This is a genomic window from Pantoea phytobeneficialis (genome assembly GCF_009728735.1).
GTDB lineage: Bacteria > Pseudomonadota > Gammaproteobacteria > Enterobacterales > Enterobacteriaceae > Pantoea > Pantoea phytobeneficialis.
Genome location: NZ_CP024636.1, coordinates 3990789 through 4015739, shown reverse-complemented (window position 1 = coordinate 4015739; position 24951 = coordinate 3990789). Strand labels below are relative to the sequence as shown.

Sequence of the window (24951 nt, the reverse complement as noted above, 5' to 3'; positions counted from 1 at the left end):
TTAGTACCCGTTAGCAAATATATGACAGCATAGTTTACCTGCGCTGTTTGTCGCACAATTGTTTGGGCTTCGGTATGCTGTGCCGATGCTGGCATTATCGCATCACAAGGTTGTGTAAAGTTTGAGGTTGATATGAAAACTCCACAGAAAAAACCTGACATCCTCAACGTCGAGACGGTGGCTCGCTCCCGGTTATTTACCATTGAAGCTGTCGATCTCGCTTTCAGTAATGGCGCGCGGCGGGTGTATGAACGGATGAAACCGTCCGAACGCGAGGCGGTGATGATTGTGCCGATTCTTGGCGATGACGTAATCCTGATTCAGGAATATGCCGTTGGACTGGAAAGCTATGAGTTGGGATTCCCCAAAGGGTTGATTGATCCCGGTGAAAACGCGTTTGAAGCGGCGGATCGCGAGTTAAAAGAAGAAGCGGGGTTCGGTGCCGCTAAACTGGAAACGCTTGGCAAACTGACCATGGCGCCCTCTTATTTCTCCAGCAAAATGAACATTGTGGTGGCGGAAGGCTTGTATGAAGAAAAGCTGGAAGGGGATGAACCTGAGCCGTTGATTGTGCGTCGCTGGCCGCTGAATAATCTGCTGGCGTTGCTTGATGAGCCTGATTTTCGCGAAGCCCGTAATGTCAGCGCGCTGTTTATGGTGCGCGAGTGGCTGGTGAAGCAGGGGCGTTTGACTTATTGATGAAGGTGTCATCTGTAGCGGCGCGATTTATCGCGCCAGTTTTATTCGATGACCATAAAAAAGCCGGCAATCTGTGCCGGCTTTTTCGATCAGAACAATTCGTGACTTTGTCCGTTGTCCATGATGGTGGTGCCCACGTCATGCACCGAGTATTCCGTCGGCTGGGTGCCGTTGATGAAATACTCCTGACGCGAATTACCGCCGCCATTGGCTAACTTGCCGGTGCTGCGATCAATGGTCACTGTCACCACGCCATCAGGTGGTGTGAGCGGTTGATCCGGCACACCATCCAGCGCGATTTTCATATACGCATCCCACGCCGGTTGCGCACTCTTCGCGCCACCTTCATAGCCAGAAATCTGGTCCGGGATAGCACCGGAAACGGTGGTGCGGCCCAGCGCGCGTGAATCATCAAAGCCGATCCAGACCGAGGTCACCACACCTGGACCATAACCGGAGAACCAGGCGTCTTTCGAGCTGTTGGTTGTACCGGTTTTACCACCGATGTCGTTACGTTTCAGGTCACGACTGGCGCGCCAGCCCGTTCCCATCCAACCCGGTTCACCAAAGATGTTGGTGTTCAGGGCGCTTTTAATCAGGAACGACAGCGGTGTGTTGATCACATGCGGCGCATACTGCTGGTCGCCTGCCGGTTGCGGCTGAGCGGGTACTTGCTCCAGCTCAGGCTGCGGCACGGTCTGGTTTTGCGCCTGATTAGACACCGCAACGTTTTCAACGCTTTCTTCGTTCAGGGCGAGGGATTTCTGCGTGTCGCCATAAATCACAGGCAGATTGCACTGCGGGCAGGCGATCTTCGGTTTGGCTTCAAACACCGTGGTCCCCTGTTCATTCACAATTTTGGTGATGAAATAGGGATCAATCAGGAAACCACCGTTTGCCATCACTGAGTAGCCGCGCACCACCTGCATTGGAGTGAACGAAGCTGCACCCAGCGCCAGCGATTCGGTATGCATAATATTCTGCGCCGGGAAGCCGAAACGTTGCAGATACTGTGCAGCGTAATCAACGCCCATCGCACGCATGGCACGCACCATTACCACGTTTTTCGACTGGCCTAAGCCCTGGCGCAAACGAATCGGTCCGTCATAGGTTGGCGGCGAGTTTTTCGGTCGCCAGTCGGTGCCGGCACCCGCATCCCAGCGAGAAATTGGGACATCGTTGAGAATTGACGCCAGTGTCAGACCACGGTCCATCGCTGCGGTGTACAGGAACGGTTTAATGTTGGAACCGACCTGACGCAGTGCCTGGGTAGCGCGGTTAAACATGCTCTGATTAAAGTCAAAACCACCCACCAGCGCGCGAACCGCACCGTCTTCAGGATTGAGCGACACCAGTGCGGAGTTCACCACAGGTACCTGACCCAGCCACCAGTCGTTGTCGACTTTGCGCACCCAAATCTGCTGACCCGTTTGCAACACCTGCGACACGCTACGCGGCGTAGGGCCTTGCAGCATGTCGGATTTGTAAGCACGCGCCCAGCGCACACCTGCCATCGTCAGTGACACGCTGCTGCCATCTTTCAGCATCGCAGTGGCTTCATCATTGCTGACGTTGGTGACAACCGCCGGGTTAAGTGGGCCATACAGCGGCAGGTCTTTCAGGGCATTCTGAATGCGGGTTTTATCCCAACTGGCTTCACCCACTTTCCACAACACGTTGGTGGGGCCGCGATAACCGTGGCGCATGTCATACGCCATCACGTTATTGCGTACCGCCTGCTGTGCCGCTTCCTGTAAACGACGCGTCACGGTGGTGTAGACCTTGTAACCATCTTCGTAGGCACTGTCACCGTAACGTTTCACCATTTCCTGACGCACCATCTCACTCAGATAAGGTGCAGCAAAGGCGATTTCCGGGCCGTGATAGCTGGCCGCCAGCGGGGTGTTACGGGCGTCGTCATACTGCTGCTGGGTGATGTATTTCTGATCCAGCATACGCGACAGCACCACGTTACGACGCGCCAGCGCACGTTGGTGCGAGTAAAGCGGGTTGAAAGTGGAGGGCGCTTTCGGCAGACCGGCAATCATCGCCATCTCACTCAGCGACAGTTGATCGACTGACTTGCCAAAATAAACCTGAGCGGCAGCACCGACGCCGTAGGCGCGGTAACCGAGGTAAATTTTATTGAGGTACAGCTCCAGAATTTCATCTTTGCTCAGCAGCTGTTCGATGCGAATCGCCAGAAACGCTTCCTTAATCTTACGCATCAGTGTGCGTTCCGGACTGAGGAAGAAGTTACGTGCGAGCTGCTGGGTAATGGTACTGGCACCCTGAGAGGCATGGCCGGACACCAGCGCAATGCTGGCAGCACGGAAAATACCCACTGGATCAACGCCATGATGCTCGTAGAAACGGCTATCTTCGGTGGCAATGAACGCTTTGATCAGCTCAGGCGGCATTTGTTGCAGGGTGAGCGGCACACGGCGTTTTTCACCGTACTGGGCGATAAGCTCGCCATCCGCACTGTAAACCTGCATCGGGGTTTGCAGGCGCACATCTTTTAATGTGTTCACGTCGGGCAACTGCGGCTCTATGTATTTGTACAAACCATAAATCGAGCCGGCTCCCAGCAAGATGCAACACACTGCAAGGATTAATAAATACTTTACGAACTTCACCTGAGATTTCCCATCTGTTGTCGTTTGGGCAGTTTATAAACAATCGCGCGGTAGTATAAAGGCAAGCCTGACGCTTTGATATACCCGGCATACTTCAAGTCCTCCAGGGGACGACTTTTGAGACAGGCGCACTGGCCCCTGACGGCTAACCTGAGAGTTTAGGCAGCAGCGCCCCTCCGAGGACACGAGATATTTCGGCTATTTACCTCTAACGATAAGGAGATCGCGCGCATGGCTTTTCAGCGCTGGCAAATTGGCCTGGATATTCAGAATGGGAAATTTTGTGCGGTGGCGATCCAGCGCCGCCGCCTGGGTTGGCAGCTCAGGTCCTGGCAACAGCGGACGCTGCCTGAAGATACGTTGAAAAATGGCGTGCTCCAGTCATCCCCCGCGTTATTGGCGGCGCTGAAGCAGTGGCGATGTCAGTTGCCAGGTCGATATTCATTGCGCGTTGGCTTGCCGCCACAGCTGGTTTTGCAACGCTCGTTGCCGCTACCTGACGTCACGCTACGTGAACCGGCGCTAAATCGTTATGTTCAGGCATCGGCGCAGCGCTTATTCCCGGTAGAACCGGCATCGTTGGCTCTGGATTATCGTGCATCTTCCGCATCAACCCAGTTATGCATCACTGCGGCACGGCGTGAAGTGATCACGCAATGGCTCGAACCATTGCAGCAGGCCGGTTTGCAACCTGATGTGTTCGAATTAAACAACCTCGCACTGGCACAGGTGGCATGGCGTTTACCTTTGCGTCATCAGCAATTATTGATTCACCCATTAACCGACCACTGGCTGTGGTATCTGGCAGGCTCTACGGCTACTTCGGGGGCGAGTACGGAACCCCTCTCTCTGGCGTATTTGCAAGCGACATTTCCAGAGATGGAGTCCGCGTTAAGTACCACACCCATGACGGGATTCACCGCGGTTCAACCCTTTTCGCTGCTGCATTATTTGCAGTTACCCCTCCCGGACAACGAAGGGGATTACACTCTCGCACTCGGTCTGGCATTACGCCCGGAGGATGCCTGATGCTGACGGTTAATCTACTTCCCTGGCGTCTCCAACAGTGGCGGCGTCAGCGTCAACAGAGCCTGATGTTCCTGGCGAGTGGTTTTGGTATCAGCCTGCTGATTTTACTGCTGTGTGGCTGGCGCGGATATCTCGTCAGTCAGCAGCACCAGGCTGAGCAACAACAACTCGCACAACGACTTGGCGAGCTTGATCAACAGCTAAGTGATCAACAGCGGTTGCGGCTGCAACGTGATGCTTTAATACAAACGCAACGCCAGCAACAGACGCGGCAATTGCAGCATTTGGCCTGGCAGCAGTTCTGGCAGCAATTACCCGAACTGATGCCGGAAACGTTGTGGCTGAGCCGCATGGAGCGCAGGCAAGGGCAACTGGTGCTGGAAGGGCTGGCGTCGAGCATGGCGGCGATTGGCGATTTTCGCCGCCTGCTGGCGAAAGTGCCACTGTTCCCGGTGATTCGTCAGGGGAACGTGCAGCGTCAGCCAGATGGCCATTACCGTTTTACCTTACGCGCACAGGTGGTGGAGGTGAAAGGTGAATGAAGGGCTTCAGCGCCTGATGCATCTGGCGCTACCGTGGCGTGCCGCCTTGCTGTTGGCGTTGCCACTGCTGGTTTTGGCGCTGGGGTGGTTGGTGGTGCTATTACCGCAACAACAGACGCGTGCCGGGCAAGAGCGCCAATTGGTACAGCAGGCACAACTTGAGCAGCAGCGCTTGCAACAACTTGCGTTGCATCCGACCGTTGCTGAGTTGCTGGTTGAGATCAGTGAGCTGCAACAACCTGCCACCTTCAGTCCACCCCAATTACTTGAAACTCTACTGGCGGCAAGGGGAACGCAACTGGAAGCCTGGCAGCCGGAAAACCAGCCGCAGCATATTGTCCTCAAACTGAACTGGCAGCAATTTACGCCGCTGTTTGCTGAACTGGCGCATACGGCGTTGCCCGTGCCGGAACGTTTTCAACTTCAGGCAGATCAGGGAACACTGATGACGCAACTTTGGCTGGAGAGCCGCGATGAGGGTTAGCGTGCTGCTGTGTTTCCTGTTGGGCAGTCCAGCGGTACTGGCGCGGGACCCTTTCCAACCGATGGCACCTGTATTCTGCCAGTCCACGATAGACCCACCGCAAGGGTGGCGGTTGCAAGGCATCGTCGGTATCCCTGATCACTATGTTGCCTGGCTGCGCTCACCACAGGGTAAAAATGTCAGATTGGAGCAACAGATGCAGTTGCCCCAAACGCCCTGGCGTGTGCAACACCTCACGGCACGCTCATTACTATTGCTGGCTGAACAGAGTTGTTCACCACAGCAAATACAGTTTCGTATAAAAGGAGGTTTCTATGTCACGGAAGACGCTATGGATGCTGGTGGTGCTGTGTCTGAACGCGCCATTGCACGCCAGTGAACAGAGATTGAGTCTGGTTTTTGACGATGCCCCAGTTGAAAACATTTTTCAGGCGCTGGCGGATTATCAGCAAACTAATTTGCTGATTGCTCCGGGGGTTGAAGGGCGGCTCTCCCTACGACTGGAAAATGTCGACTGGCAACGTGCTCTGGCGCTGGTTGCCCGACTGGCGCGACTGAGTGTGGTACAGGAAGAAGACGTGCTGCTGGTTTATCCGGAAAGCTGGCAGCAGTGGCAGGCGCAAAAAATCCAGGCGGAACGTGAGGAACAACAGCAACACATCGCATTGACACAGCAGACGGTCACTTTTTATTACGCCAATGCCAGTGATGCTGCACGTAGCTTGCAAACCGAGCGCTCGCTAATGACCTCGCGCGGCAGTGTCACCGTGGACAGCCGCACCAACAGTTTGTTGCTGCGCGACACGCCCGAGGCGTTGCAGAACACCGTAAGCTGGCTCAAAGCGCTGGACCTGCCACTGGAGCAGGTCGAGTTATCAGCCCATATCGTGACCATCAGCGAGGAGCATTTGCGCGAGCTGGGGGTAAATTGGGGGATCTCACCGGCGGAAGAGGTCACGCAAGCCCTGCGTAATCCGCAGTTGGCGATTCCGCTGGCGGTAAGCAATCCCGCCTTTCGCATGGGGGTGACACTGGGACAGGTGGGAGGTGAGTTGCTCAATCTTGAACTGAGTGCGCTGGAGCAGGAAAGCCAGATTGAAATCATCGCCAGCCCACGGCTTTTTACCTCGCATCAGCAAACCGCCACCATTAAACAGGGAACGGAAATTCCTTATGAGGTGAAATCCGGTAACAGCGGAGCGACTGCCATCGAATTTAAGGAGGCGGTCCTGGGTATGGAGGTGACGCCGGTGGTACTGGGCAATGGCCGTATTCAGTTAAAACTTCGCCTGAGCCAGAACATGCCGGGCCGCAGTATCAACACGGGTGAGCATCAAACCTTAAGTATTGATAAGCAGGAAATCGACACCCAGGTCACGCTGCGTGATGGTGAAACCCTGGCTCTGGGGGGAATTTTTCAGCAGCAGCGGGCGCAAAACGAAAATCGCGTCCCCTGGCTGGGTCAGTTACCGGTGGTGGGAAATCTTTTTCGTCATCAAACGGATGAGCGGAAGAAAAAGGAACTGGTGATCTTCATTACTCCCAGACTGGTCAGGGAAGCAGCGCTTACGACCGGATAAAGAGGAAAATTCGCTCTGTGATGCCAACTGCGTTGACGCAGGACAGGAATTAGCTTACAAGGTTTAGCGATTTTTAAACGGTGTAACGGAACGCGACAAAAAATCTCCCGATGGGCGTCAGTCACAAGCGATACTGGCGTCAGATGAACATATATCCTGAAGTTCAAGGGGTAGCGGAGGTGCGTTACCGTCTCGCGAACCACAGACCGGTCCTGTTATGAGGTCGCCGGGGGCAATTTATTCGGTTGCCAAACGGCCATGAGTGTTGAGATAATTTTTCGTCTGACTCTTGCTAACGCTCATGAGGTCTCAGTTCCTGTCCCGCCAGCTAAAGCTGAACGCGGGGTATCATCAACGAATTCTTAGTAATACCGACAAAATGGCAGAGAAACGCAATATCTTTCTGGTTGGGCCGATGGGTGCCGGCAAAAGCACTATTGGTCGTCAGTTAGCTCAGCAACTCAATATGGAATTTTTCGATTCCGATCAGGAAATTGAGCGACGTACCGGAGCGGATGTGGGCTGGGTGTTTGACGTTGAAGGCGAAGCGGGTTTCCGCGATCGTGAAGAAAAAATTATCAATGAACTGACCGAGAAGCAGGGCATCGTGCTGGCTACCGGTGGCGGTTCCGTCAAATCCCGAGAAACCCGTAATCGTCTCTCCGCCCGCGGTGTGGTCGTCTACCTCGAAACCACCATCGAAAAGCAACTTGCTCGTACGCAGCGTGATAAAAAGCGCCCATTACTGCAAGTTGACTCGCCGCCGCGTGAAGTACTGGAAGCGCTGGCAGACGAACGTAACCCGCTTTATGAAGAGATCGCTGATGTCACTATCCGCACTGACGATCAAAGTGCAAAAGTAGTGGCAAATCAGATCATCAATATGCTGGAAAAGAGTTGATCCAGCGCCTGAGGGCTAAGTCATAGGTATCGGTCATCATGGAGAAGATCACTGTCTCGCTCGGGGATCGTAGTTATCCCATCACCATTGCTGCTGGGCTGTTTAACGATCCGGCTTCTTTTTGGCCGCTGAAAGCCGGTGACAATGCGATGCTGGTCACCAACCAGACGCTGGCGCCGATCTATTTGCAGAAGCTGTCGGCACTGCTGAGTGCAGCAGGGGTGAAAGTGGATCAGGTGATCCTGCCCGATGGTGAGCAGTATAAAACGTTGGCGGTGATGGATGAGGTGTTTACCGCCTTGTTGCAGAAGCCGCATGGCCGCGATACCACGCTGATTGCGCTGGGCGGTGGTGTGATTGGTGATCTCACCGGTTTCGCTGCGGCCAGCTATCAGCGCGGCGTGCGTTTTATTCAGGTACCGACGACCTTGCTTTCTCAGGTGGATTCTTCCGTTGGTGGTAAGACCGCCGTTAACCATCCGCTCGGCAAAAACATGATAGGCGCGTTTTATCAGCCTGCCTCCGTGGTGGTTGATACCGATTGCCTTGCCACACTGCCGCCGCGCGAACTGGCGTCAGGTCTGGCGGAAGTGATCAAATATGGCATCATTCTTGATGGTGATTTTTTCCAGTGGCTGGAGCAAAATCTTGATGCTCTGCTGGCGCTGGATGAAAAAGCCATGGCTTACTGTATTCGCCGTTGCTGCGAGCTGAAAGCCGAAGTCGTGGCCGCTGATGAACGTGAAACCGGTCTGCGCGCGTTGCTGAATCTGGGCCATACTTTTGGTCATGCCATTGAAGCCCATATGGGTTACGGCAACTGGCTGCACGGTGAAGCGGTTGCCGCAGGCATGGTGATGGCTGCGCGTACCGCTGAACGTCTTGGTCAGTTCAGTGCGGCGGATACCGATCGCATTATTGCGTTGTTGCTGCGTGCCGGTTTACCGGTGCATGGTCCGGAAAGCATGGCGGCGGAAGAGTATTTGCCGCATATGATGCGTGATAAAAAAGTACTGGCGGGCGAACTGCGTCTGGTGCTGCCTCTCGCTATCGGTCGCTCTGAAGTGCGTGCAGGCGTAGCACATGATATGGTGCTGGCTGCAATTAACGATTGTCAGAAATCATTATAATACCCGCCGGGTAAAGAAAAGAGTGGTGATGCGGCGCGTCGGATGCGTGCCGTTTTACGGAGGAGGCTAAATGGATGAGTTTAAACCGGAAGACGAGTTAAAACCTGATGCCAGTGACCGTCGCCCCACACGGCCCCGCAAATCGTCGTCTGCGCCAAAAGTAAAAGTACCGGTTTCCCGTCAGCATATGATGATGGGTATCGGGATTCTGGTTCTGTTATTGCTGGTACTGGGTATTGGTTCGGCACTGAACGGCCCGGATGAAAGCAAGCCAGCGAATACCGCAGGAAGTAACAGCCCAGCTCCGGCTTCTGGCGGCGCGGAAAAGAATATTGATCTCTCCGGTTCCACCTCCATGAGCGGCCAGCAGAACACGACACCAGCGCCGGAAGGCAGCGCGTCACAACCCGCCGCGAATGCGCCAACCGCTGACAACGGCTCACAATCCATCACTATGCCTCCTGTGTCATCAACGCCGACGCAGGCTGCACCGGTAGACACGCCGGCGAATCAGCAACGTGTGACCCTGCCAGGCGATCTCAATACTGCACTGAATAATCAGCAGGGCCAGGTGGATAGCGCAGCACAGGGTGCGCAGGGCAACAGTTCATTGCCTACGGCTCCCGCGACGGTAAGCGGCAGTGGTAAAGCCATTTCCCCGCCGATCGCGCGTGAAGAAAAGCCGCGTGCCAGCAGCCAGCGTGAAACCCATACCCCAACGCATAAAGCCCCGACGGCCAGCAAGCCAGCCGTACGCGAGAGCAAACCGCAGTCGACAGTCACGCATAACGCCGCACCGGTCAGCAGTGGAGCCAGTAAGTCTCTGCCTGGCGGTAACTATACGTTGCAGTTGAGTGGCGCTTCGAAAGCGGAAAGCTTGAATGCCTGGGCGAAGAAACAGAATCTGAGCGGCTATCATGTGTATAAAACCACCCGTAATGGTCAGCCTTGGTATGTGCTGGTAAGTGGCTCCTACGCTACCCCCGCAGATGCCAAACGTGCAGTCTCTTCGCTGCCTGCCGAAGTGCGCGCGCAGAACCCGTGGGTGAAACCCCTGAGCCAGGTGAAAAAAGAAAGCGAGTAATCATTGTGGGGCCGCGTCACTGTGGCCCCGTTTTAAGCGCAAAGCTGCTGTCGGTACCGCCACAGCCAATAATTAAGATGTAATAACCACGACAGCATGAAAAAAAATCGCGCTTTCCTGAAATGGGCCGGAGGGAAATACCCGCTCCTTGATGACATTCGTCGTCACTTGCCGCAAGGCGACTGCCTGATTGAGCCATTTGTTGGTGCCGGTTCTGTGTTTCTCAACACGGATTATGACCGTTATCATCTGGCTGACATCAACAGTGACCTGATCAACCTGTACAACATCGTCAAAACCCGCACCACGGAATTTATCGACGATGCGCGTAAGTTATTCACACCGGAAGTCAACAACGCAGAGTTCTACTACGCGCAGCGGGTGGCCTTTAACGCCAGTCGTGATGTGTATCAGCGCGCCTTGCTGTTTCTGTATCTCAATCGTCACGGTTATAACGGCCTGTGCCGCTACAATTTGCGCGGTGAGTTTAATGTGCCTTTTGGCCGTTATCGCAAACCTTATTTTCCTGAAGCGGAACTGCTGTGGTTTGCTGAACGGGCGCAAAAAGCCACTTTTGTCTGCGAATCGTACGATGTTACTCTGAACCGCGCACATAAAGGCTCGGTGGTGTACTGCGATCCGCCGTATGCGCCCTTGTCGGCGACGGCCAATTTTACTGCCTACCATACCAACAGCTTCAGTATGCGCGAGCAGCAGCATTTGGCAGAACTGGCGGCCCAGCTGGCAAAAGAGAATCAGATTCCGGTATTAATTTCCAACCACGATACCCTGCTGACGCGTGAGTGGTATCGGAATGCGGTATTACATGTTGTTAAAGCCCGGCGTTCCATCAGCCGAAGCATAAGTGGTCGCACTCAGGTTGACGAACTGCTGGCGCTTTTCCGCTAGCCTGTTTCGTCCGCGACCAACGCATTACGCCAGCTCGTGCTGGCGCACAAAATTGGGAGAATCGGATGAAACAATTTTTACTGGCCCCTTCAATCCTGTCTGCTGACTTTGCCCGTCTGGGTGAAGACACCGCCAAAGCGCTGGCGGCAGGCGGCGATGTGGTGCATTTCGATGTGATGGATAACCACTACGTTCCCAATCTGACGATGGGGCCGATGGTGCTGAAAGCATTGCGCGATTACGGCATCACCGCACCGATCGATGTGCATCTGATGGTTAAACCGGTGGATGAACTCATCCCGGCCTTTGCCAAAGCCGGTGCCAGCTACATTACTTTTCACCCCGAAGCCAGCCAACATGTTGACCGCACGCTGCAACTGATCAAAGAACACGGTTGTAAAGCGGGTCTGGTGTTTAACCCGGCAACGCCACTCAGCTATCTCGATTATGTGATGGATAAGCTGGATATCATCCTGCTGATGTCGGTTAACCCTGGCTTTGGCGGTCAGTCTTTCATTCCCGGTACGCTGGATAAACTGCGTCAGGCGCGTCGTCTCATTGATCAGAGCGGCTACGATATCCGTCTGGAAGTGGATGGCGGTGTGAAGATCGACAACATCGGTCAGATTGCCGCAGCCGGTGCGGATATGTTTGTCGCCGGTTCCGCCATTTTTGGTCACCCCGATTACAAAAAAGTGATCGATGCGATGCGCAGCGAACTGGAGAAGGTAAATGGCTCATTTCACTGATATTCGCGCCCTGGCGTTTGATCTGGATGGTACGCTGGTGGACAGCGCGCCGGGCCTGGCCCAAGCCATCGATCATGCCCTGGGTGATTTGCAGTTGCCGCCGCCAGGTGTAGCGCGTGCCTCAACCTGGATTGGTAACGGTGCCGATGTGATGATGACCCGTGCGCTGACCTGGGCACTGGGCCGCGAACCGCAGGAAAATGAACAGCGTGATGCGCGCACGTTGTTCGATAAGTATTACGCCGAAACCGTGGAAGCGGGCAGTACGCTGTTCCCCCAGGTAAAAGCCACACTGGCAAAATTGGCAGATAAGGGCTTGCCGCTGGCGATCGTCACCAATAAACCGACGCCGTTTGTTGCCCCTCTGCTGGCTTCGCTGGGCATCGCTGACTACTTCTCTCTGATTATTGGTGGCGATGATGTGGTAGTGAAAAAACCGCATCCGGCAGCGATTTTCCTCGTACTGGGACGATTTGGTGTGTTGCCACAGCAATTGCTGTTTGTTGGCGATTCACGCAATGATATCCTCGCAGCCCAGGCAGCAGGCGTACCGAACATTGGCATGACCTTTGGTTACAACTACGGCGAACCCATCGCCAGCAGCCAACCCGATTTAACACTCGACTCTTTTGACGAACTTTTGCCCGCACTCGGGCTGTGATTATCAGGATATAAGCATGAGCAAACCCATCGTTTTCAGCGGCGCCCAGCCTTCCGGTGAACTGACCATTGGCAACTACATGGGTGCGCTGCGTCAGTGGGTGCAGATGCAGGATGATTTCCACTGCATTTACTGCATCGTCGATCTGCACGCCATTACCGTTCGCCAGGACCCCGCCGCGCTGCGTAAAGCGACGCTGGATACTCTGGCGCTGTATCTTGCCTGTGGCATCGATCCGAACAAAAGCACCATCTTTGTTCAGTCGCATGTCCCGGAGCATGCTCAGCTGAGCTGGATCCTCAACTGCTACGCCTACTTCGGTGAGTTGAGCCGCATGACGCAGTTCAAAGACAAATCTGCACGCTATGAAGAGAACATCAATGCCGGTCTGTTTGACTATCCGGTGCTGATGGCGGCCGATATCCTGCTGTATCAAACCAACCAGGTCCCGGTGGGTGAAGATCAGAAGCAGCATCTGGAGCTGAGCCGTGACATCGCCCAGCGTTTTAACGCGCTGTATGGCGACATCTTCAAAGTGCCGGAGCCCTTTATTCCGAAATCGGGTGCACGCGTGATGTCGCTGCTGGAGCCAACTAAGAAGATGTCGAAATCCGACGACAACCGTAACAACGTGATCGGCCTGCTGGAAGATCCGAAATCGGTGGTGAAGAAAATCAAGCGCGCGGTGACCGATTCTGAAGAGCCGCCAGTGGTGCGCTACGACATCAAAGAAAAGGCCGGGGTATCGAACCTGTTGGATATTCTCTCGGGTGTAACGGGCAAACCCGTCCCGGAACTTGAGCAGGAGTTCGAAGGTAAGATGTATGGCCACCTGAAAGGTGCCGTTGCTGATGCGGTTTCAGGCATGCTGACCGAGTTGCAGGAGCGTTACAACCGCTACCGCAATGATGAAGAATTCCTCAATCAGGTGATGCGTGATGGTGCGGCCAAAGCCCGTGCACATGCGCAGGAGACGCTGAAGAAGGTATACGAAGCGGTTGGCTTTGTTGCTCAGCCATAAGCACTAACGCAGCAAAGGTGAAACGGCGGGCCATGAGGATCCGCCGTTTTTGTTTCTCAGAACCAGCGTAGCCGATCGCGCAGTCCGACCACGCGACCGACAATAATCAGCGCCGGGCTGGTAAACTGCTGCGCCAGCGCGGCCAGTGCACCCAGCGTGCCGGTGGCAACGCGCTGCTGTGGGGTGGTACCGTTTTGCACCAGCGCTACCGGCATCTCCGCGTCCATGCCATGTGACATCAATTGGCGCTGGATCTCAGGTGCCTGCGTCAGACCCATATAAAACACCAGCGTTTGCTGCTCGGCGGCCAATTTTTGCCACTCAATGTCACCATGCTGCTGCAAATGGCCGGTGACAAAACGCACGCTCTGCGCATGATCGCGGTGGGTGAGCGGGATGCCGCTGTAAGCCGCACAACCCGATGCTGCGGTAATCCCTGGCACCACGCTAAACGGGATATGATGCTGCGCCAACACCTCCAGCTCCTCGCCGCCACGACCAAAGATAAAGGGATCGCCACCTTTGAGGCGCACCACGCGTTTACCACGCTGCGCCTGGTCCAACAGCAACTGATTAATTTCCGCCTGCGGCACACAGTGGTGACCGGCGCGTTTGCCGACAAAAATACGCTCCGCATCGCGTCGTACCAGATTGAGTATCGGATCGGATACCAAACGGTCATACACCACCACATCCGCCTGCTGGATATGTTGCAGGCCTTTCAACGTCAGCAGTCCCGCATCGCCAGGCCCGGCACCGACCAGCACCACCTCACCTTGTTGTGACAGCGGCGCATCAAACAGCGTCTTGACCAGCGCCTCCGCGCGGGGATGATCACCGTTTGCCAGCGTTTGCGCCAGACGATCGCTGGCAAAGAAGCGTTCCCAAAAATGACGACGCTGAGCGATGCTGCTAAAGCGATTTTTCACCCGCTGGCGCAGTGAACCGGCCAGTGTAGCCAGTTGGCCCAGATGCTGTGGCAGCATCGCCTCCAGCTTCTCTCGCAACAGACGAGCCAGCACCGGTGCGCGACCACCGCTCGATACGGCGATCATCAACGGTGAACGGTCGACGATGGAGGGCATGATGGCGCTGGCCTGCTCAGGGGCATCGACCAGATTGCAAAAGATACGGCGAACTTCGGCGGCTGCGCCCACCTGTTGATTCACTGCATCATCGTTGGTGGCGGCAATCACCAGCCAGCAGTCTGCCAGCCACTCTTCAGTGAACGCGCCTTGCCATAACACCACTTTCCCCTGTTGTTCCCACTGTAAGAAAGCAGGGGAAAAATCCAGCGCGCCAACGTGCAAATCAGCACCGGCCTCCAGCAGCAAGCGTGCTTTGCGTTCCGCGACATCACCGCCGCCGACCAGCAAACAACGTTTGCCCTGAAGACGGCAAAATAGGGGAAAGTAATCCATAGCTCATCCTAAAAGAGTGCTGCTGTGATCCGTAGCGGCGCGATTTATCGCGCCGCTACGGACATTGGTGTGAAAAATATTATGCGGATTTAAGTTCACTGGTCTGGGATGCTGCCCGTGGTCGTTGTGCCTGCGGCGTGGCGTACCAGTAACCGAGCCCCATCAGCACCATGCCGGAGAACATATTACCCAGCGTTACCCACAACAGGTTGTGACCGATACCCGCTAAAGTCAGGTCGGCATTATGCTGACCAAACCATGACAACGCAAAGAGCGTCATATTCGCGACAGAGTGTTCATAGCCAGAGGCGATAAAGGCCAGCAGACACCACCAGATAGCGAGGAACTTCGCGGTCCCCTCGGTGCGAACTGCCATCCAGATCGCGAGGCAAACCAGCCAGTTACACAACGCACCCTTAAAGAACAATGCGCTGGCGGTTTGCGTGGTTTTCGCCAGAGCCGCGCTGTGGATCAATGAACCCGCATTGGGCAATAGCGCGCCCGCCGCGTAGTAATACATCAACGCTACGGCCACCGAACCGATCAGGTTGCCGAGCCAGGTTTGCGGCAGAATACACCACATCTGACCGGCGCGAATGCTGCCTGCTTTGACGCCAATGGTGAGGAACATGGTGTGACCGGTAAACAACTCCGAACCGGCGATGATGACCAGCGTCAATGCCAGGCCAAAGGTCGCCCCCATAATCAGTGGTCGCCAGGCCGGATCGGCGAGATTGCCCAGAGTGAAGATCAGGATAATCGCCAGCCCGACGTAGGCACCTGCCATCGCAGCACTGATCCAGAAGGCCAGTGGATTGTGTTGGGTGGTGCGCGCAATGCGCGCCGCATTGGCGGCGCATTTTTCCAGGGTGTCAGTAAACATAGTCATGTCTCAGAAAGTAAAAGAATTTTTTCAGACGCAGATTTCAACCCGGCCCTGGCTGACGCGCACCGGATAGCTCACCACTGACCGCGCTTCATCCTCAAGACACAATCCGTCGCTCAGGCGGAAACGTTGTTTTTTCAGCGGGCTGGCAACCCATAGCGTCTGCTGATGCTCAGCAATGATGCCGCGCGACAATACGCTCGCTGCGGCAAAGGGATCGATGTTGCTCAGGGCAAACAGTTGCTCATCATCGTGGGGACGGAAAATGGCAATTTGTTGCCCTCGCACCAGTGCGCATACGCCAGTGGCGGGCAGAATTTGGTTAAGTTCACATACGGCATGCCACTGGCTCACAGATCGGCCTCCTCAATCAGGTTAACGGCAATGCGTTCGGCAGGGCGCGCCGGGCGATGTTGATCGCGCAGGTTGATATTCTGTATCAACGGATCGCGTTGGCTGCTGTTGATAAAGGTGGCGAAGTGCGCCTGCGGCTTCGCATCCCTGACCGTTGCGGCCCATTCGCATTCCACCAGGCTGCGCAGACGCGTAATTTCGCTCTCCAGTTGGCTGTTCAGGGCGAGCTTGTCATCGACGATGACGCTGCGCAGATAATCAATGCCGCCTTCCATATTTTCCAGCCATACCGAGGTTCGTTGCAGGCGGTCAGCGGTGCGGATGTAGAACATCATAAAGCGGTCCAGATAATGCAGCAGCGTGTCACGATCGAGGTCAGCGGCCAGCAGGTCGGCATGGCGTGGTTTCATGCCGCCGTTGCCGCAGACATACAGGTTCCAGCCTTTTTCAGTGGCGATCACACCAACGTCTTTGCCCTGGGCTTCAGCGCATTCGCGTGTGCAACCGGAGACGCCGAACTTCATTTTGTGTGGGGTACGGATGCCTTTGTAGCGGTTTTCCAGTTCGATGCCGAAGCCAAGGCTGTCACCGACACCGTAGCGGCACCAGGTGCTGCCAACGCAGGTTTTCGCCATACGTAACGCTTTAGCGTAGGCTTGCCCGGTTTCAAAGCCTGCGGCGATCAGCTGTGTCCAGATAGCCGGAAGATCGTCGCGCTGTGCGCCGAACAGGCCAATACGCTGTGAGCCGGTGATTTTGGTGTAGAGATGGTACTGACGCGCCACTTGGCCAATTGCCATCAACCCATCCGGGCTGATTTCCCCGCCGGGTGAGCGCGGGATCACTGAGTAGGTACCGTCTTTCTGGATATTGCCGAGGAACAGATCGTTGCTGTCCTGCAAGGGGGTCAGCTGCGGCTGAAGGATGTGCTCATTCCAGCAGGAGGCCAGCAACGAACCGATGGTGGGTTTACACACTTCACAACCATAACCCTGCCCGTACTTCGCCAGTAGCGCGTCGAACGAGGTTATCTCTTCCACGCGGATCAGGTGGTACAACTCCTGGCGTGAGTAAGGGAAGTGAGCGCACAGATGGTTTTTCACCTCGACGCCCTGACGGCTCAGCTCGGCATTCAACACCTGGGTGATCAGTGGAAGGCAGCCACCGCAACCGGTTCCTGCGCGGGTTTCTGCCTTGAGTGCTGCCACGGTGTGACAGCCCTTTTTCACGGCGCTGACAATATCGCCTTTGCTGACGTCGAAGCAGGAGCAAATCTGTGCGTTATCAGGCAGTGCATCGACCCCAATGGCCGGTTTTTCACCGCTACCTGCGGGCAGGATTAGCAACTCAGGGCGCGCTGGCAGGGGGATTTTATTCAGCGCCAGTTGCAGCAGGTTGCCGTAGTCGCTGGTGTCACCCACCAGCACCGCGCCGAGCAGGGTTTGGTTATCTTCGCTGACGATCAGGCGTTTGTAGATGGATTGTTGTTCGTCGAGCCAGACATAGCTGCGTGCGCCTGGCGTGCGGCCATGCGCATCGCCAATGCCGCCGACATCTACCCCCAACAACTTGAGTTTGGCGCTCATATCGGCACCGGTGAAGGCATTGTCGCGGCCCAGCAAGGTATCGCTGGCTACCTGGGCCATTTTGTAGCCTGGTGCCACCAGGCCAAATACCTGATTCTGCCATGCCGCGCATTCGCCGATGGCAAAGATGGCCGGATCGCGGGTCTGACAGCGATCGTCAATGGCGATACCGCCGCGTGGGCCGAGTGGCAGGCCACAGTGCTTCGCCAGTTGGTCCTGCGCGCGAATACCGGTCGAGAACACAATAAAATCGACGTCCAGTGAGCTGTTATCCTTGAAGTGCAGCGTTTTACCCCCGTGGCTGTGGTGGACAATTTCGTGCGTATTCTTACCGGTGTGCACCTTTACGCCCATCTGCTCAATCTTATGGCGCAACTGTTCGCCACCCTGACGATCGAGCTGTTCTGCCATCAGCACTGGCGCGAATTCGATCACATGGGTTTCAATACCGAGAGTTTGTAATGCGCCAGCGGCCTCCAGTCCGAGCAGGCCACCGCCAATCACGGCCCCGCGTTGACTGCGCTGTGCACAGGCTGCAATCGCATCGAGGTCTTCGATGGTGCGATAAACAAAGCAGTCGCTGCCATCCGCTCCCTGAATCGGGGGGATCCACGGGTAAGAACCGGTAGCGAAGATCAGCGTGTCATAGGGCACAACACGGCCAGTACTGGAATGAATCCGCTGCTTGTCGCGGTCAACAGCAATGGCGCGCTCACCCAGCAGCAGGTTGATCTGATGTTTTTCGTAGTAGCCTGCACTGACCAGCGAAAGCGCTTGCGCGCTGTGGTGGGTGAAATAAGCGGACAAGTGGACGCGATCATAAGCGACCCTCGGTTCTTCACAAAAAACGGTGATGGCAAATTGACTGGGTTCTGCCTTATCAATTAATTCTTCTATGTAGCGGTGACCGACCATGCCGTTGCCAATAATGACGACCTGATGTTTGCTCATATTTTCCCCAAAACGAAGGTGTATGCGGCTACCTTAGCCGTTACAAGAATGGGGTTATTGATGCATATCAAATACCCCTTTATATACTCATTTAGAGGTATGTTACTGATATTAAAAACATTCACCTCTGGGCGGTAAATCGTGCGGCCAGGGGATGTGCAAGGGACGGGTATTGACGCTATTTTAAGATGTCGCGTTTCTACAGGAGAAGGGCATGGCTAAGACGTCGCTGCAATGGATCAACAATCTGCGTTTACCCGGCCAGCAGGGGTTGTGGCAAATCGAAATCGGGCAGGGGAAAATTTCCCGTATTGTCCCACAATCGGCCGAGTGCAGCGCCCAGGAAGGTGTACTCGACGCCGAAGGCGGCCTGGCAAGCGCCCCCTTTATTGAACCGCATATCCATCTCGATACCACGCAAACCGCGGGTGAACCGGCGTGGAATCAATCCGGAACGCTGTTCGAAGGCATTGAACGCTGGGCCGAGCGTAAGGCTTTGCTGAGTCATGATGACGTAAAGCAGCGTGCAAAGCAGACGTTGAAATGGCAAATCGCTAACGGTATCCAGCATGTGCGTACCCATGTGGATGTTTCAGACCCGACGCTGACCGCGCTGCAAGCCATGCTGGAAGTGAAAGCGGAGATGGCGCCGTGGATTGATATCCAGATAGTCGCCTTTCCGCAGGAAGGTATTCTCTCTTATCCCAATGGCGAAGCCCTGCTGGAAGAGGCACTGCGCCTCGGCGCAGACGTGGTGGGAGCGATCCCCCATTACGAATTTACCCGTGAGTATGGCGTTGAGTCATTACACAAGGCCTTTGCGCTGGCGAATCGCTACGACCGGCTGGTGGATGTGCATTGCGATGAAATCGATGATGAGCAGTCGCGTTTTGTAGAAACCGTCGCGGCACTGGCTCATCGCGATGGCATGGGGGGCAGAGTGACCGCCAGTCATACCACGGCGATGCATTCCTACAACAATGCCTATACCTCACGTCTGTTCCGTCTGCTGCGCCTGTCAGGTATCAACTTTGTCGCCAACCCGTTGGTAAATATTCATTTGCAGGGCCGTTTTGACAGCTACCCCAAACGGCGCGGCATTACCCGGGTTAAGGAGTTGCTGGAGGCGAATATCAACGTCTGTTTTGGTCACGACGATGTGTTTGATCCCTGGTATCCGCTCGGTACCGCCAGCATGTTGCAGGTGCTGCATATGGGGCTGCATGTCTGCCAGTTGATGGGTTATGAACAGATTGATGCGGGGTTGCAGCTAATCACCACCAACAGCGCCAAAACCATGCAACTTAGCGGTTATGGCCTGGAGCCGGGTAATGATGCCAGCCTGATTATCCTGCCAGCCGAAAGCGGATTTGATGCGGTGCGACGTCAGGTGCCGGTGCGTTATTCGTTGCGTAAAGGCGAGCTGGTGGCAGCAACAGAGCCTGCAAGCAGTGAGATCTATCTGGGGGAAACGGAAGCGGTAACCTTTCGGCGTTGAGTTGCAGGGCGGACTGACGTCCGCCCGCGCAGGTTAGTGCGTAATATGGCCGTGCTGGCGATGTTTAGTGACAAAGCCGAGCAGTACACACATCACAAACACCACGGCGTATAAGCCGTTAGCAGTCGCCAGTGCCGCATGCGCACCGCCTTTCGCCACAATCGGACCGGTGACCACAAAGGTCAACATGGTACCGACGGTACCGCAAGTCAGGATAAAGTTGACCAGCTTCGGTGATGAGGCTTTGGTTTGCAGTGAACCCAGGGTGATGATGGTGGTGTAGATAGCGCTGGAGCTGAAGCCGAGTGTCATGATGATCCAGTGCAGCATATTGGCGTCATTGGTGCTGACAAACCAGTACATCAACACGGTGGCAATCGCCGCCAGTACCATCAGGATACGTTGCAGATCGAAGAAGCGCAGCAGGAAGCTGAACACCCACATGCCGACCATATAGGCGGTCCAGAAGTTACCTACTAACTGGCCGGCAGCAGCGATATCCATCCCCATGGTTTTGGTGGCGTATTCCGGCACCCAGGAGATGAAGCCCAGTTGGCCGAGGATGTAGCACAGCGCGGCAATCGACAGGAACAGCACGCCGATACCCCATTTCTCTTTTTCCGCCGCCTGCGTTTCGGTGTTGTTTTTCAAAACCGGGAACTCAACGCACAGCGCCAGCACGAAGATGGCGATATAAATAACGCCAATGCAGGCGTAAACCCAGTACCACGGCAGGGCGCGCGCCAGCAGGATGCCAGCGATAATCGGGAACAGCGTACCGGCCATGCTGAAGAAGGAATCAGTAAACAGCAGGCGTGAACCGCGCTGGCGACCATCGTACAGATGGGTAATGAGGAAGGTGCCGATCGACATGGTAATGCCGCTCACCACACCAAGCACAAACATGCACAGTGAGAACACCGACAGGTTGTGGCTGGTCATCAGACCAAACACCGCCAGTACCATTAGCACGAAGCCAAAGATCAACTGACGTTTTAACGGCACAATCACCATCAGCCAGGCGTTAAGGAATACCGCGACCAGAATACCGGTATTGAGAAAGGTGAAGGTGTTACTCATTTCCGAGATCGGCAGCTGGAAATACTGTGCAATATTGTCCAGTACCATCCCGGTCACAATCACCAGTGCGCCCGTCAGCGCATAAGAGAAAAAGCTGATCCAGGTAAGGCCAATACGATTACGGTTTGTCATGTGGGGGACCTGTTTTGAGCACCGAAGTTGGCAAAAAGTGTCATGAATTGTAAATGCAACTGTGATCTTAATAAACAAAGAGTGAAATAAGGTTATTAGATTTCACTAATAGTGTGATTTGCGTCACGCAAATGATTGCGTAGCCCCGAATTTCGGGCATTTGCCGCTGCCGCGTAAATATAGGTAAAACGCTGGCTCTTGTATTACATGCTCTTTACAATCAATCTCGTTTTGAGCTTGCACTTCATGGTAAGGAATCTTTCATGTTTAAACGTACTTTGACAGCGGCAGTTGCCCTGTTAGCGCTCTCATCTGTTTCCGTTTCTGCCCTGGCGGCAAAAGGCGATACTCACGTTCTGCTCACCACCTCTGCGGGTAATATCGAACTCGAACTGAATAACCAGAAAGCCCCGGTGTCGGTGAAAAACTTTGTTGATTACGTCAACAATGGTTTCTACAACAACACCATTTTCCATCGCGTGATCCCTGGCTTCATGGTGCAGGGGGGCGGTTTCACCACGGATATGCAGCAGAAGCAAACCAACGCGCCAATCAAAAACGAGGCAGATAACGGCCTGCGTAACCTGCGCGGCACCATCGCGATGGCGCGTACTGCGGAGAAAGACAGCGCAACCAGCCAGTTCTTTATTAACGTTACCGACAACGCCTTCCTTGATCACGGACAGCGTGATTTTGGCTATGCCGTATTTGGTAAAGTTGTGAAAGGAATGGACGTGGCCGATAAGATTTCTCAGGTGCCGACCAAAGATGTGGGTCCGTACCAGAATGTGCCGTCAAAACCGATCGTTATCCTCTCCGCCAAAGTTCTGCCCTGATTTTTTTGCGCGCCATTTTGCGATGGCGCCTCCTGCCGCTCTCCGGCAAAGCGAATATTTGCTGCTTATACTTAGGGCAAATTGCTTGCCGGAGGCTCTATGACCAGCAAACTGACCGACAAACAGAAAGCCACGCTGTGGCAACAGCGCCGTGCTGCCAGCTATCAGGCCAGCTGCCGTCTGGCGGGCTATATGCTGAGCGAACCGGCCATCACGCTTGAACAGGCCGACGAACGGCTGACCTCGTTAAGGAGGCAATATGGCGGATAACTCACTGGCGGTACGCGATCCCTATCTGTGGCATAACGACAGCGTGCTGAAGAATCGCCTGGATATTCACGACAGCGCCCAATTGCGTAAAGCCGAACTGGCGTTCAGCGCGGCACGGCTTGCCACCCTGGAGTTGGGGCCGCAGCGCAGGGGGATGCCATGGCTGTGTCATATTCATCGCACCCTGTTTCAGGATCTCTACAGTTGGGCCGGTGAGCTGCGCACGGTAGATATCTGGAGCGACGAGACGCCATATTGTCACTGCGCCTACATCGAGAAAGAGGGTAACAACCTGATGAGTGCACTGGCGGATGAAGACGGGTTGAGCCATCTGGCGCAGGATGAATTTGTCAGGCGTCTGGCACATTACTACTGCGAGATTTATGTGCTGCATCCGTTCCGGGCCGGGAATGGCCGCGCACAACGCATCTTCTTCGAGCAACTGGCGTTGCACGCAGGCTATTTGCTGACGTGGGATAAACTGGACCGTGATAGCTGGCGTGCGGCGATTCGCGAGGCGGTAGGTGGCGATTTAACTCTGCTCAGTGCGCAGTTTGCAAAAGTGGTAAGCCCCGCCCGCTAAAATGCGTAGAATAGCGGCGGTTTGACCTGCCTGAGGGCGCTATGCTGCTGTTAATCGATAATTACGACTCCTTCACCTGGAATCTCTACCAATACTTTTGCCAATTGGGTGCTGACGTCAGGGTGGTGCGCAACGATGCCATCACCCTCGACGAAATGGAGGCGCTACCGCTCACTCATCTGGTGATTTCGCCTGGCCCCTGCACTCCGGATCAGTCCGGCATCTCGTTGGCGGCGATCCGCCGTTTTGCTGGCCGCTTACCGATCCTTGGCGTATGCCTTGGCCATCAGGCCATTGCCCAGGTGTATGGCGCGCAGGTGGTACGCGCGCGTCAGGTGATGCACGGCAAAACGTCGGCGATTCGCCATAACGACAGCGGTGTCTTTCGTGGGTTAAATAATCCGCTCAACGTCACCCGTTACCATTCGCTGATTGTGGCGCGCGCGACCCTCCCTGAAGAGTTCGAAATTACCGCCTGGAGCCTGCGTGATGGTGAACCGGATGAGATCATGGGATTCCGCCATAAAACGCTGCCACTCGAGGGGGTGCAATTTCACCCGGAAAGCATCCTCAGCGAGCAGGGCCATCAGCTTCTGGCGAATTTCCTGAAGACTTAAGTTGTGTTTGCCTTTGTGTGATTTTTTATGCATATTTTGTGATTATAATTTCACGTCAGCTCAACAAATAATCCGATGAGGTAGGCAATGGCAGCAGAAAAGCTAGCGGTAACCCGGGAAACGTTCGATAACGTTATTTTGCCTGTTTATGCACCAGCGCAGTTTGTGCCGGTAAAAGGCAAGGGCAGCCGAGTCTGGGATCAACAGGGCAAAGAATATATCGATTTCTCTGGCGGCATCGCGGTGACTGCGCTGGGCCACTGCCATCCGGCGCTGGTGGAGACACTGAAAACCCAGGGGGAAACCCTGTGGCACACCAGCAATGTGTTCACCAATGAACCGGCGTTGCGTCTGGCGAGTAAACTGATTGCCGCGACCTTTGCTGATCGCGTGTTCTTTGGTAACTCCGGTGCCGAAGCTAACGAAGCCGCGTTTAAGCTGGCGCGCTACTACGCCTGCAAAAAACACAGTCCGTTCAAAAGCAAAATCATCGCCTTCCATAACGCTTTCCACGGGCGCACGCTGTTTACCGTATCAGTGGGTGGTCAGCCGAAATACTCCGACGGCTTTGGCCCGAAACCGGCTGATATCGTGCATGTTCCCTTCAACGATCTGGCGGCGGTAAAAGCGGTGATCGACGATCACACCTGCGCCATCGTGGTCGAACCGATTCAGGGCGAAGGCGGTGTGATGCCTGCCACTCCTGAGTTTATGCAGGGCCTGCGTGCCTTGTGTGATGAGCACAACGCGCTGCTGGTGTTGGACGAAGTGCAGAGCGGCATGGGCCGTAGCGGCAAGCTGTTCGCTTACGAACACTACGGCATCACCCCGGATATCATCACCACCGCGAAAGCGCTGGGCGGCGGCTTCCCGGTAAGCGCGATGCTGACCACCAATGAAATCGCCTCGGTGATGGCTCCCGGCGTGCATGGCACCACTTACGGCGGCAACCCGCTGGCCTGTGCGATTGCCGAAACGGCGCTCGACATCATCAACACCCCTGACGTGCTGGACGGTGTTGAATCACGCCGTCAGCAGTTTGTGGAAGCCTTGAAAGCGTTGGATAGCAAATTTGACCTGTTCACGGATATTCGTGGCAAAGGTCTGTTGATCGGTGCGGCATTGAAGCCGCAGCATGCCAGCAAGGCGCGTGACATTCTGCATGCCGCTGCCGCCGAAGGTCTGATGATCCTGACTGCTGGCAATGATGTGATCCGTTTTGTACCGTCACTGGTGATTGAACCGACCGATATCGAAGAGGGTATGGCGCGGTTCGCAGTGGCTATCGAGAAGGTGCTGGCGGCGTAAC

25 protein-coding genes are annotated in these 24951 nt (G+C 55.1%); 19 read left to right on the top strand and 6 right to left on the bottom strand.

All coding sequences use genetic code 11. The annotated features are described in order from the left end of the window. The first annotated feature begins 132 nt into the window (after nt 1-132). The gene (nudE, locus tag CTZ24_RS18735; protein WP_208724313.1) at nt 133-699 is read left to right on the top strand and encodes an ADP compounds hydrolase NudE; all 567 of its coding nucleotides are present in this window, start codon (nt 133-135) and stop codon (nt 697-699) included. An 89-nt stretch (nt 700-788) separates the two neighbouring features. On the opposite strand, the gene mrcA is transcribed toward nudE, so the two are convergent. Then, nucleotides 789-3338, bottom strand: a complete 2550-nt coding sequence (gene mrcA / locus CTZ24_RS18730; RefSeq protein WP_208724312.1) for a peptidoglycan glycosyltransferase/peptidoglycan DD-transpeptidase MrcA — start codon at nt 3336-3338, stop codon at nt 789-791. Nucleotides 3339-3569: 231 nt separating this feature from the next. On the opposite strand from mrcA, the gene pilM reads away from it, so the two are divergent. From pilM to trpS, 12 genes are all read left to right on the top strand, one after another. After that, nucleotides 3570-4367, top strand: coding sequence for a type IV pilus biogenesis protein PilM (gene pilM, locus CTZ24_RS18725; protein ID WP_208724311.1), 798 nt, complete (start codon nt 3570-3572; stop codon nt 4365-4367). Beyond that, nucleotides 4367-4909: a PilN domain-containing protein gene (locus CTZ24_RS18720; RefSeq protein ID WP_208724310.1), complete on the top strand. Its 543-nt coding sequence runs from the start codon at nt 4367-4369 to the stop codon at nt 4907-4909. Before pilM ends, CTZ24_RS18720 begins: the two co-directional genes overlap by 1 nt. After that, a complete protein-coding gene (locus CTZ24_RS18715) occupies nt 4902-5393 on the top strand; it encodes a HofO family protein (protein WP_208724309.1) in 492 nt (163 codons plus the stop codon). Before CTZ24_RS18720 ends, CTZ24_RS18715 begins: the two co-directional genes overlap by 8 nt. Then, nucleotides 5383-5772, top strand: a complete 390-nt coding sequence (locus CTZ24_RS18710; RefSeq protein ID WP_208724308.1) for a HofP DNA utilization family protein — start codon at nt 5383-5385, stop codon at nt 5770-5772. The genes CTZ24_RS18715 and CTZ24_RS18710 overlap by 11 nt, the downstream gene beginning before the upstream one ends. Next, nucleotides 5708-6973, top strand: a complete 1266-nt coding sequence (gene hofQ, locus CTZ24_RS18705; protein WP_208724307.1) for a DNA uptake porin HofQ — start codon at nt 5708-5710, stop codon at nt 6971-6973. The genes CTZ24_RS18710 and hofQ overlap by 65 nt, the downstream gene beginning before the upstream one ends. A 379-nt stretch (nt 6974-7352) precedes the next feature. Beyond that, on the top strand, nt 7353-7874 hold the full coding sequence (gene aroK / locus CTZ24_RS18700; RefSeq protein WP_021184842.1) for a shikimate kinase AroK: 522 nt from the start codon (nt 7353-7355) through the stop codon (nt 7872-7874). A 38-nt stretch (nt 7875-7912) separates the two neighbouring features. Then, nucleotides 7913-9004, top strand: a complete 1092-nt coding sequence (aroB, locus tag CTZ24_RS18695; RefSeq protein WP_021184841.1) for a 3-dehydroquinate synthase — start codon at nt 7913-7915, stop codon at nt 9002-9004. A 70-nt stretch (nt 9005-9074) separates the two neighbouring features. After that, a complete protein-coding gene (locus tag CTZ24_RS18690) occupies nt 9075-10088 on the top strand; it encodes an SPOR domain-containing protein (RefSeq protein ID WP_208724306.1) in 1014 nt (337 codons plus the stop codon). 96 nt (nt 10089-10184) lie between these two features. Continuing rightward, entirely contained in the window at nt 10185-10997 is an 813-nt protein-coding gene (gene dam, locus CTZ24_RS18685) for an adenine-specific DNA-methyltransferase (protein WP_021184839.1), read from the top strand. 65 nt (nt 10998-11062) lie between these two features. Continuing rightward, entirely contained in the window at nt 11063-11746 is a 684-nt protein-coding gene (gene rpe, locus CTZ24_RS18680; RefSeq protein ID WP_021184838.1) for a ribulose-phosphate 3-epimerase, read from the top strand. Next, the gene (locus CTZ24_RS18675) at nt 11730-12407 is read left to right on the top strand and encodes a phosphoglycolate phosphatase (RefSeq protein ID WP_208724305.1); all 678 of its coding nucleotides are present in this window, start codon (nt 11730-11732) and stop codon (nt 12405-12407) included. Before rpe ends, CTZ24_RS18675 begins: the two co-directional genes overlap by 17 nt. Nucleotides 12408-12423: 16 nt before the next feature. Further along, entirely contained in the window at nt 12424-13428 is a 1005-nt protein-coding gene (gene trpS / locus CTZ24_RS18670) for a tryptophan--tRNA ligase (RefSeq protein WP_021184836.1), read from the top strand. A 56-nt stretch (nt 13429-13484) separates the two neighbouring features. Here the strand turns inward: trpS and cysG are convergent, their stop codons facing one another. From cysG to nirB, 4 genes are all read right to left on the bottom strand, one after another. Beyond that, nucleotides 13485-14849: a siroheme synthase CysG gene (gene cysG / locus CTZ24_RS18665; protein ID WP_208724304.1), complete on the bottom strand. Its 1365-nt coding sequence runs from the start codon at nt 14847-14849 to the stop codon at nt 13485-13487. A 79-nt stretch (nt 14850-14928) separates the two neighbouring features. Then, the gene (nirC, locus tag CTZ24_RS18660) at nt 14929-15732 is read right to left on the bottom strand and encodes a nitrite transporter NirC (RefSeq protein ID WP_208724303.1); all 804 of its coding nucleotides are present in this window, start codon (nt 15730-15732) and stop codon (nt 14929-14931) included. A gap of 30 nt (nt 15733-15762) precedes the next feature. Then, a complete protein-coding gene (gene nirD / locus CTZ24_RS18655) occupies nt 15763-16089 on the bottom strand; it encodes a nitrite reductase small subunit NirD (protein ID WP_208724302.1) in 327 nt (108 codons plus the stop codon). Beyond that, the gene (gene nirB, locus CTZ24_RS18650; protein ID WP_208724301.1) at nt 16086-18626 is read right to left on the bottom strand and encodes a nitrite reductase large subunit NirB; all 2541 of its coding nucleotides are present in this window, start codon (nt 18624-18626) and stop codon (nt 16086-16088) included. The genes nirD and nirB overlap by 4 nt, the downstream gene beginning before the upstream one ends. A 214-nt stretch (nt 18627-18840) precedes the next feature. On the opposite strand from nirB, the gene CTZ24_RS18645 reads away from it, so the two are divergent. Further along, nucleotides 18841-20124, top strand: coding sequence for a cytosine deaminase (locus CTZ24_RS18645; RefSeq protein ID WP_208724300.1), 1284 nt, complete (start codon nt 18841-18843; stop codon nt 20122-20124). 33 nt (nt 20125-20157) lie between these two features. Here the strand turns inward: CTZ24_RS18645 and tsgA are convergent, their stop codons facing one another. Then, on the bottom strand, nt 20158-21336 hold the full coding sequence (gene tsgA, locus CTZ24_RS18640; RefSeq protein ID WP_021184830.1) for an MFS transporter TsgA: 1179 nt from the start codon (nt 21334-21336) through the stop codon (nt 20158-20160). Between the two features lie 263 nt (nt 21337-21599). Between tsgA and ppiA the strand changes: the two genes are divergently transcribed. The 5 genes from ppiA (at nt 21600) to argD (ending at nt 24950) form a co-directional block, all read left to right on the top strand. Continuing rightward, nucleotides 21600-22172 (top strand): peptidylprolyl isomerase A, encoded by a 573-nt coding sequence (gene ppiA, locus CTZ24_RS18635; protein WP_208724299.1) that lies wholly within the window; start codon nt 21600-21602, stop codon nt 22170-22172. 99 nt (nt 22173-22271) lie between these two features. After that, nucleotides 22272-22442 carry a YhfG family protein gene (locus tag CTZ24_RS18630; protein ID WP_208724298.1) on the top strand — a complete coding sequence of 57 codons (171 nt, stop codon included), beginning with the start codon at nt 22272-22274 and terminating at the stop codon, nt 22440-22442. Further along, nucleotides 22432-23025, top strand: coding sequence for a putative adenosine monophosphate-protein transferase Fic (locus tag CTZ24_RS18625; RefSeq protein WP_021184827.1), 594 nt, complete (start codon nt 22432-22434; stop codon nt 23023-23025). Before CTZ24_RS18630 ends, CTZ24_RS18625 begins: the two co-directional genes overlap by 11 nt. A gap of 41 nt (nt 23026-23066) precedes the next feature. Continuing rightward, the gene (locus CTZ24_RS18620) at nt 23067-23642 is read left to right on the top strand and encodes an aminodeoxychorismate synthase component II (RefSeq protein WP_208724297.1); all 576 of its coding nucleotides are present in this window, start codon (nt 23067-23069) and stop codon (nt 23640-23642) included. 87 nt (nt 23643-23729) lie between these two features. Continuing rightward, nucleotides 23730-24950 (top strand): bifunctional acetylornithine/succinyldiaminopimelate transaminase, encoded by a 1221-nt coding sequence (argD, locus tag CTZ24_RS18615; RefSeq protein WP_021184825.1) that lies wholly within the window; start codon nt 23730-23732, stop codon nt 24948-24950. The last annotated feature ends 1 nt before the right edge of the window (nt 24951 follow it).

Coding starts and splice junctions, on each gene's coding strand:
- hofQ (WP_208724307.1), top strand. CDS start 5,708: ATGTCACGGAAGACGCTATGGATGCTGGTGGTGCTGTGTCTGAACGCG.
- pilM (WP_208724311.1), top strand. CDS start 3,570: ATGGCTTTTCAGCGCTGGCAAATTGGCCTGGATATTCAGAATGGGAAA.
- CTZ24_RS18620 (WP_208724297.1), top strand. CDS start 23,067: ATGCTGCTGTTAATCGATAATTACGACTCCTTCACCTGGAATCTCTAC.
- dam (WP_021184839.1), top strand. CDS start 10,185: ATGAAAAAAAATCGCGCTTTCCTGAAATGGGCCGGAGGGAAATACCCG.
- trpS (WP_021184836.1), top strand. CDS start 12,424: ATGAGCAAACCCATCGTTTTCAGCGGCGCCCAGCCTTCCGGTGAACTG.
- ppiA (WP_208724299.1), top strand. CDS start 21,600: ATGTTTAAACGTACTTTGACAGCGGCAGTTGCCCTGTTAGCGCTCTCA.
- aroK (WP_021184842.1), top strand. CDS start 7,353: ATGGCAGAGAAACGCAATATCTTTCTGGTTGGGCCGATGGGTGCCGGC.
- CTZ24_RS18675 (WP_208724305.1), top strand. CDS start 11,730: ATGGCTCATTTCACTGATATTCGCGCCCTGGCGTTTGATCTGGATGGT.
- nirC (WP_208724303.1), bottom strand. CDS start 15,732: ATGTTTACTGACACCCTGGAAAAATGCGCCGCCAATGCGGCGCGCATT.
- CTZ24_RS18645 (WP_208724300.1), top strand. CDS start 18,841: ATGGCTAAGACGTCGCTGCAATGGATCAACAATCTGCGTTTACCCGGC.
- aroB (WP_021184841.1), top strand. CDS start 7,913: ATGGAGAAGATCACTGTCTCGCTCGGGGATCGTAGTTATCCCATCACC.
- CTZ24_RS18625 (WP_021184827.1), top strand. CDS start 22,432: ATGGCGGATAACTCACTGGCGGTACGCGATCCCTATCTGTGGCATAAC.
- CTZ24_RS18630 (WP_208724298.1), top strand. CDS start 22,272: ATGACCAGCAAACTGACCGACAAACAGAAAGCCACGCTGTGGCAACAG.
- nudE (WP_208724313.1), top strand. CDS start 133: ATGAAAACTCCACAGAAAAAACCTGACATCCTCAACGTCGAGACGGTG.
- tsgA (WP_021184830.1), bottom strand. CDS start 21,336: ATGACAAACCGTAATCGTATTGGCCTTACCTGGATCAGCTTTTTCTCT.
- argD (WP_021184825.1), top strand. CDS start 23,730: ATGGCAGCAGAAAAGCTAGCGGTAACCCGGGAAACGTTCGATAACGTT.
- rpe (WP_021184838.1), top strand. CDS start 11,063: ATGAAACAATTTTTACTGGCCCCTTCAATCCTGTCTGCTGACTTTGCC.
- CTZ24_RS18690 (WP_208724306.1), top strand. CDS start 9,075: ATGGATGAGTTTAAACCGGAAGACGAGTTAAAACCTGATGCCAGTGAC.
- CTZ24_RS18720 (WP_208724310.1), top strand. CDS start 4,367: ATGCTGACGGTTAATCTACTTCCCTGGCGTCTCCAACAGTGGCGGCGT.
- CTZ24_RS18710 (WP_208724308.1), top strand. CDS start 5,383: ATGAGGGTTAGCGTGCTGCTGTGTTTCCTGTTGGGCAGTCCAGCGGTA.
- nirB (WP_208724301.1), bottom strand. CDS start 18,626: ATGAGCAAACATCAGGTCGTCATTATTGGCAACGGCATGGTCGGTCAC.
- cysG (WP_208724304.1), bottom strand. CDS start 14,849: ATGGATTACTTTCCCCTATTTTGCCGTCTTCAGGGCAAACGTTGTTTG.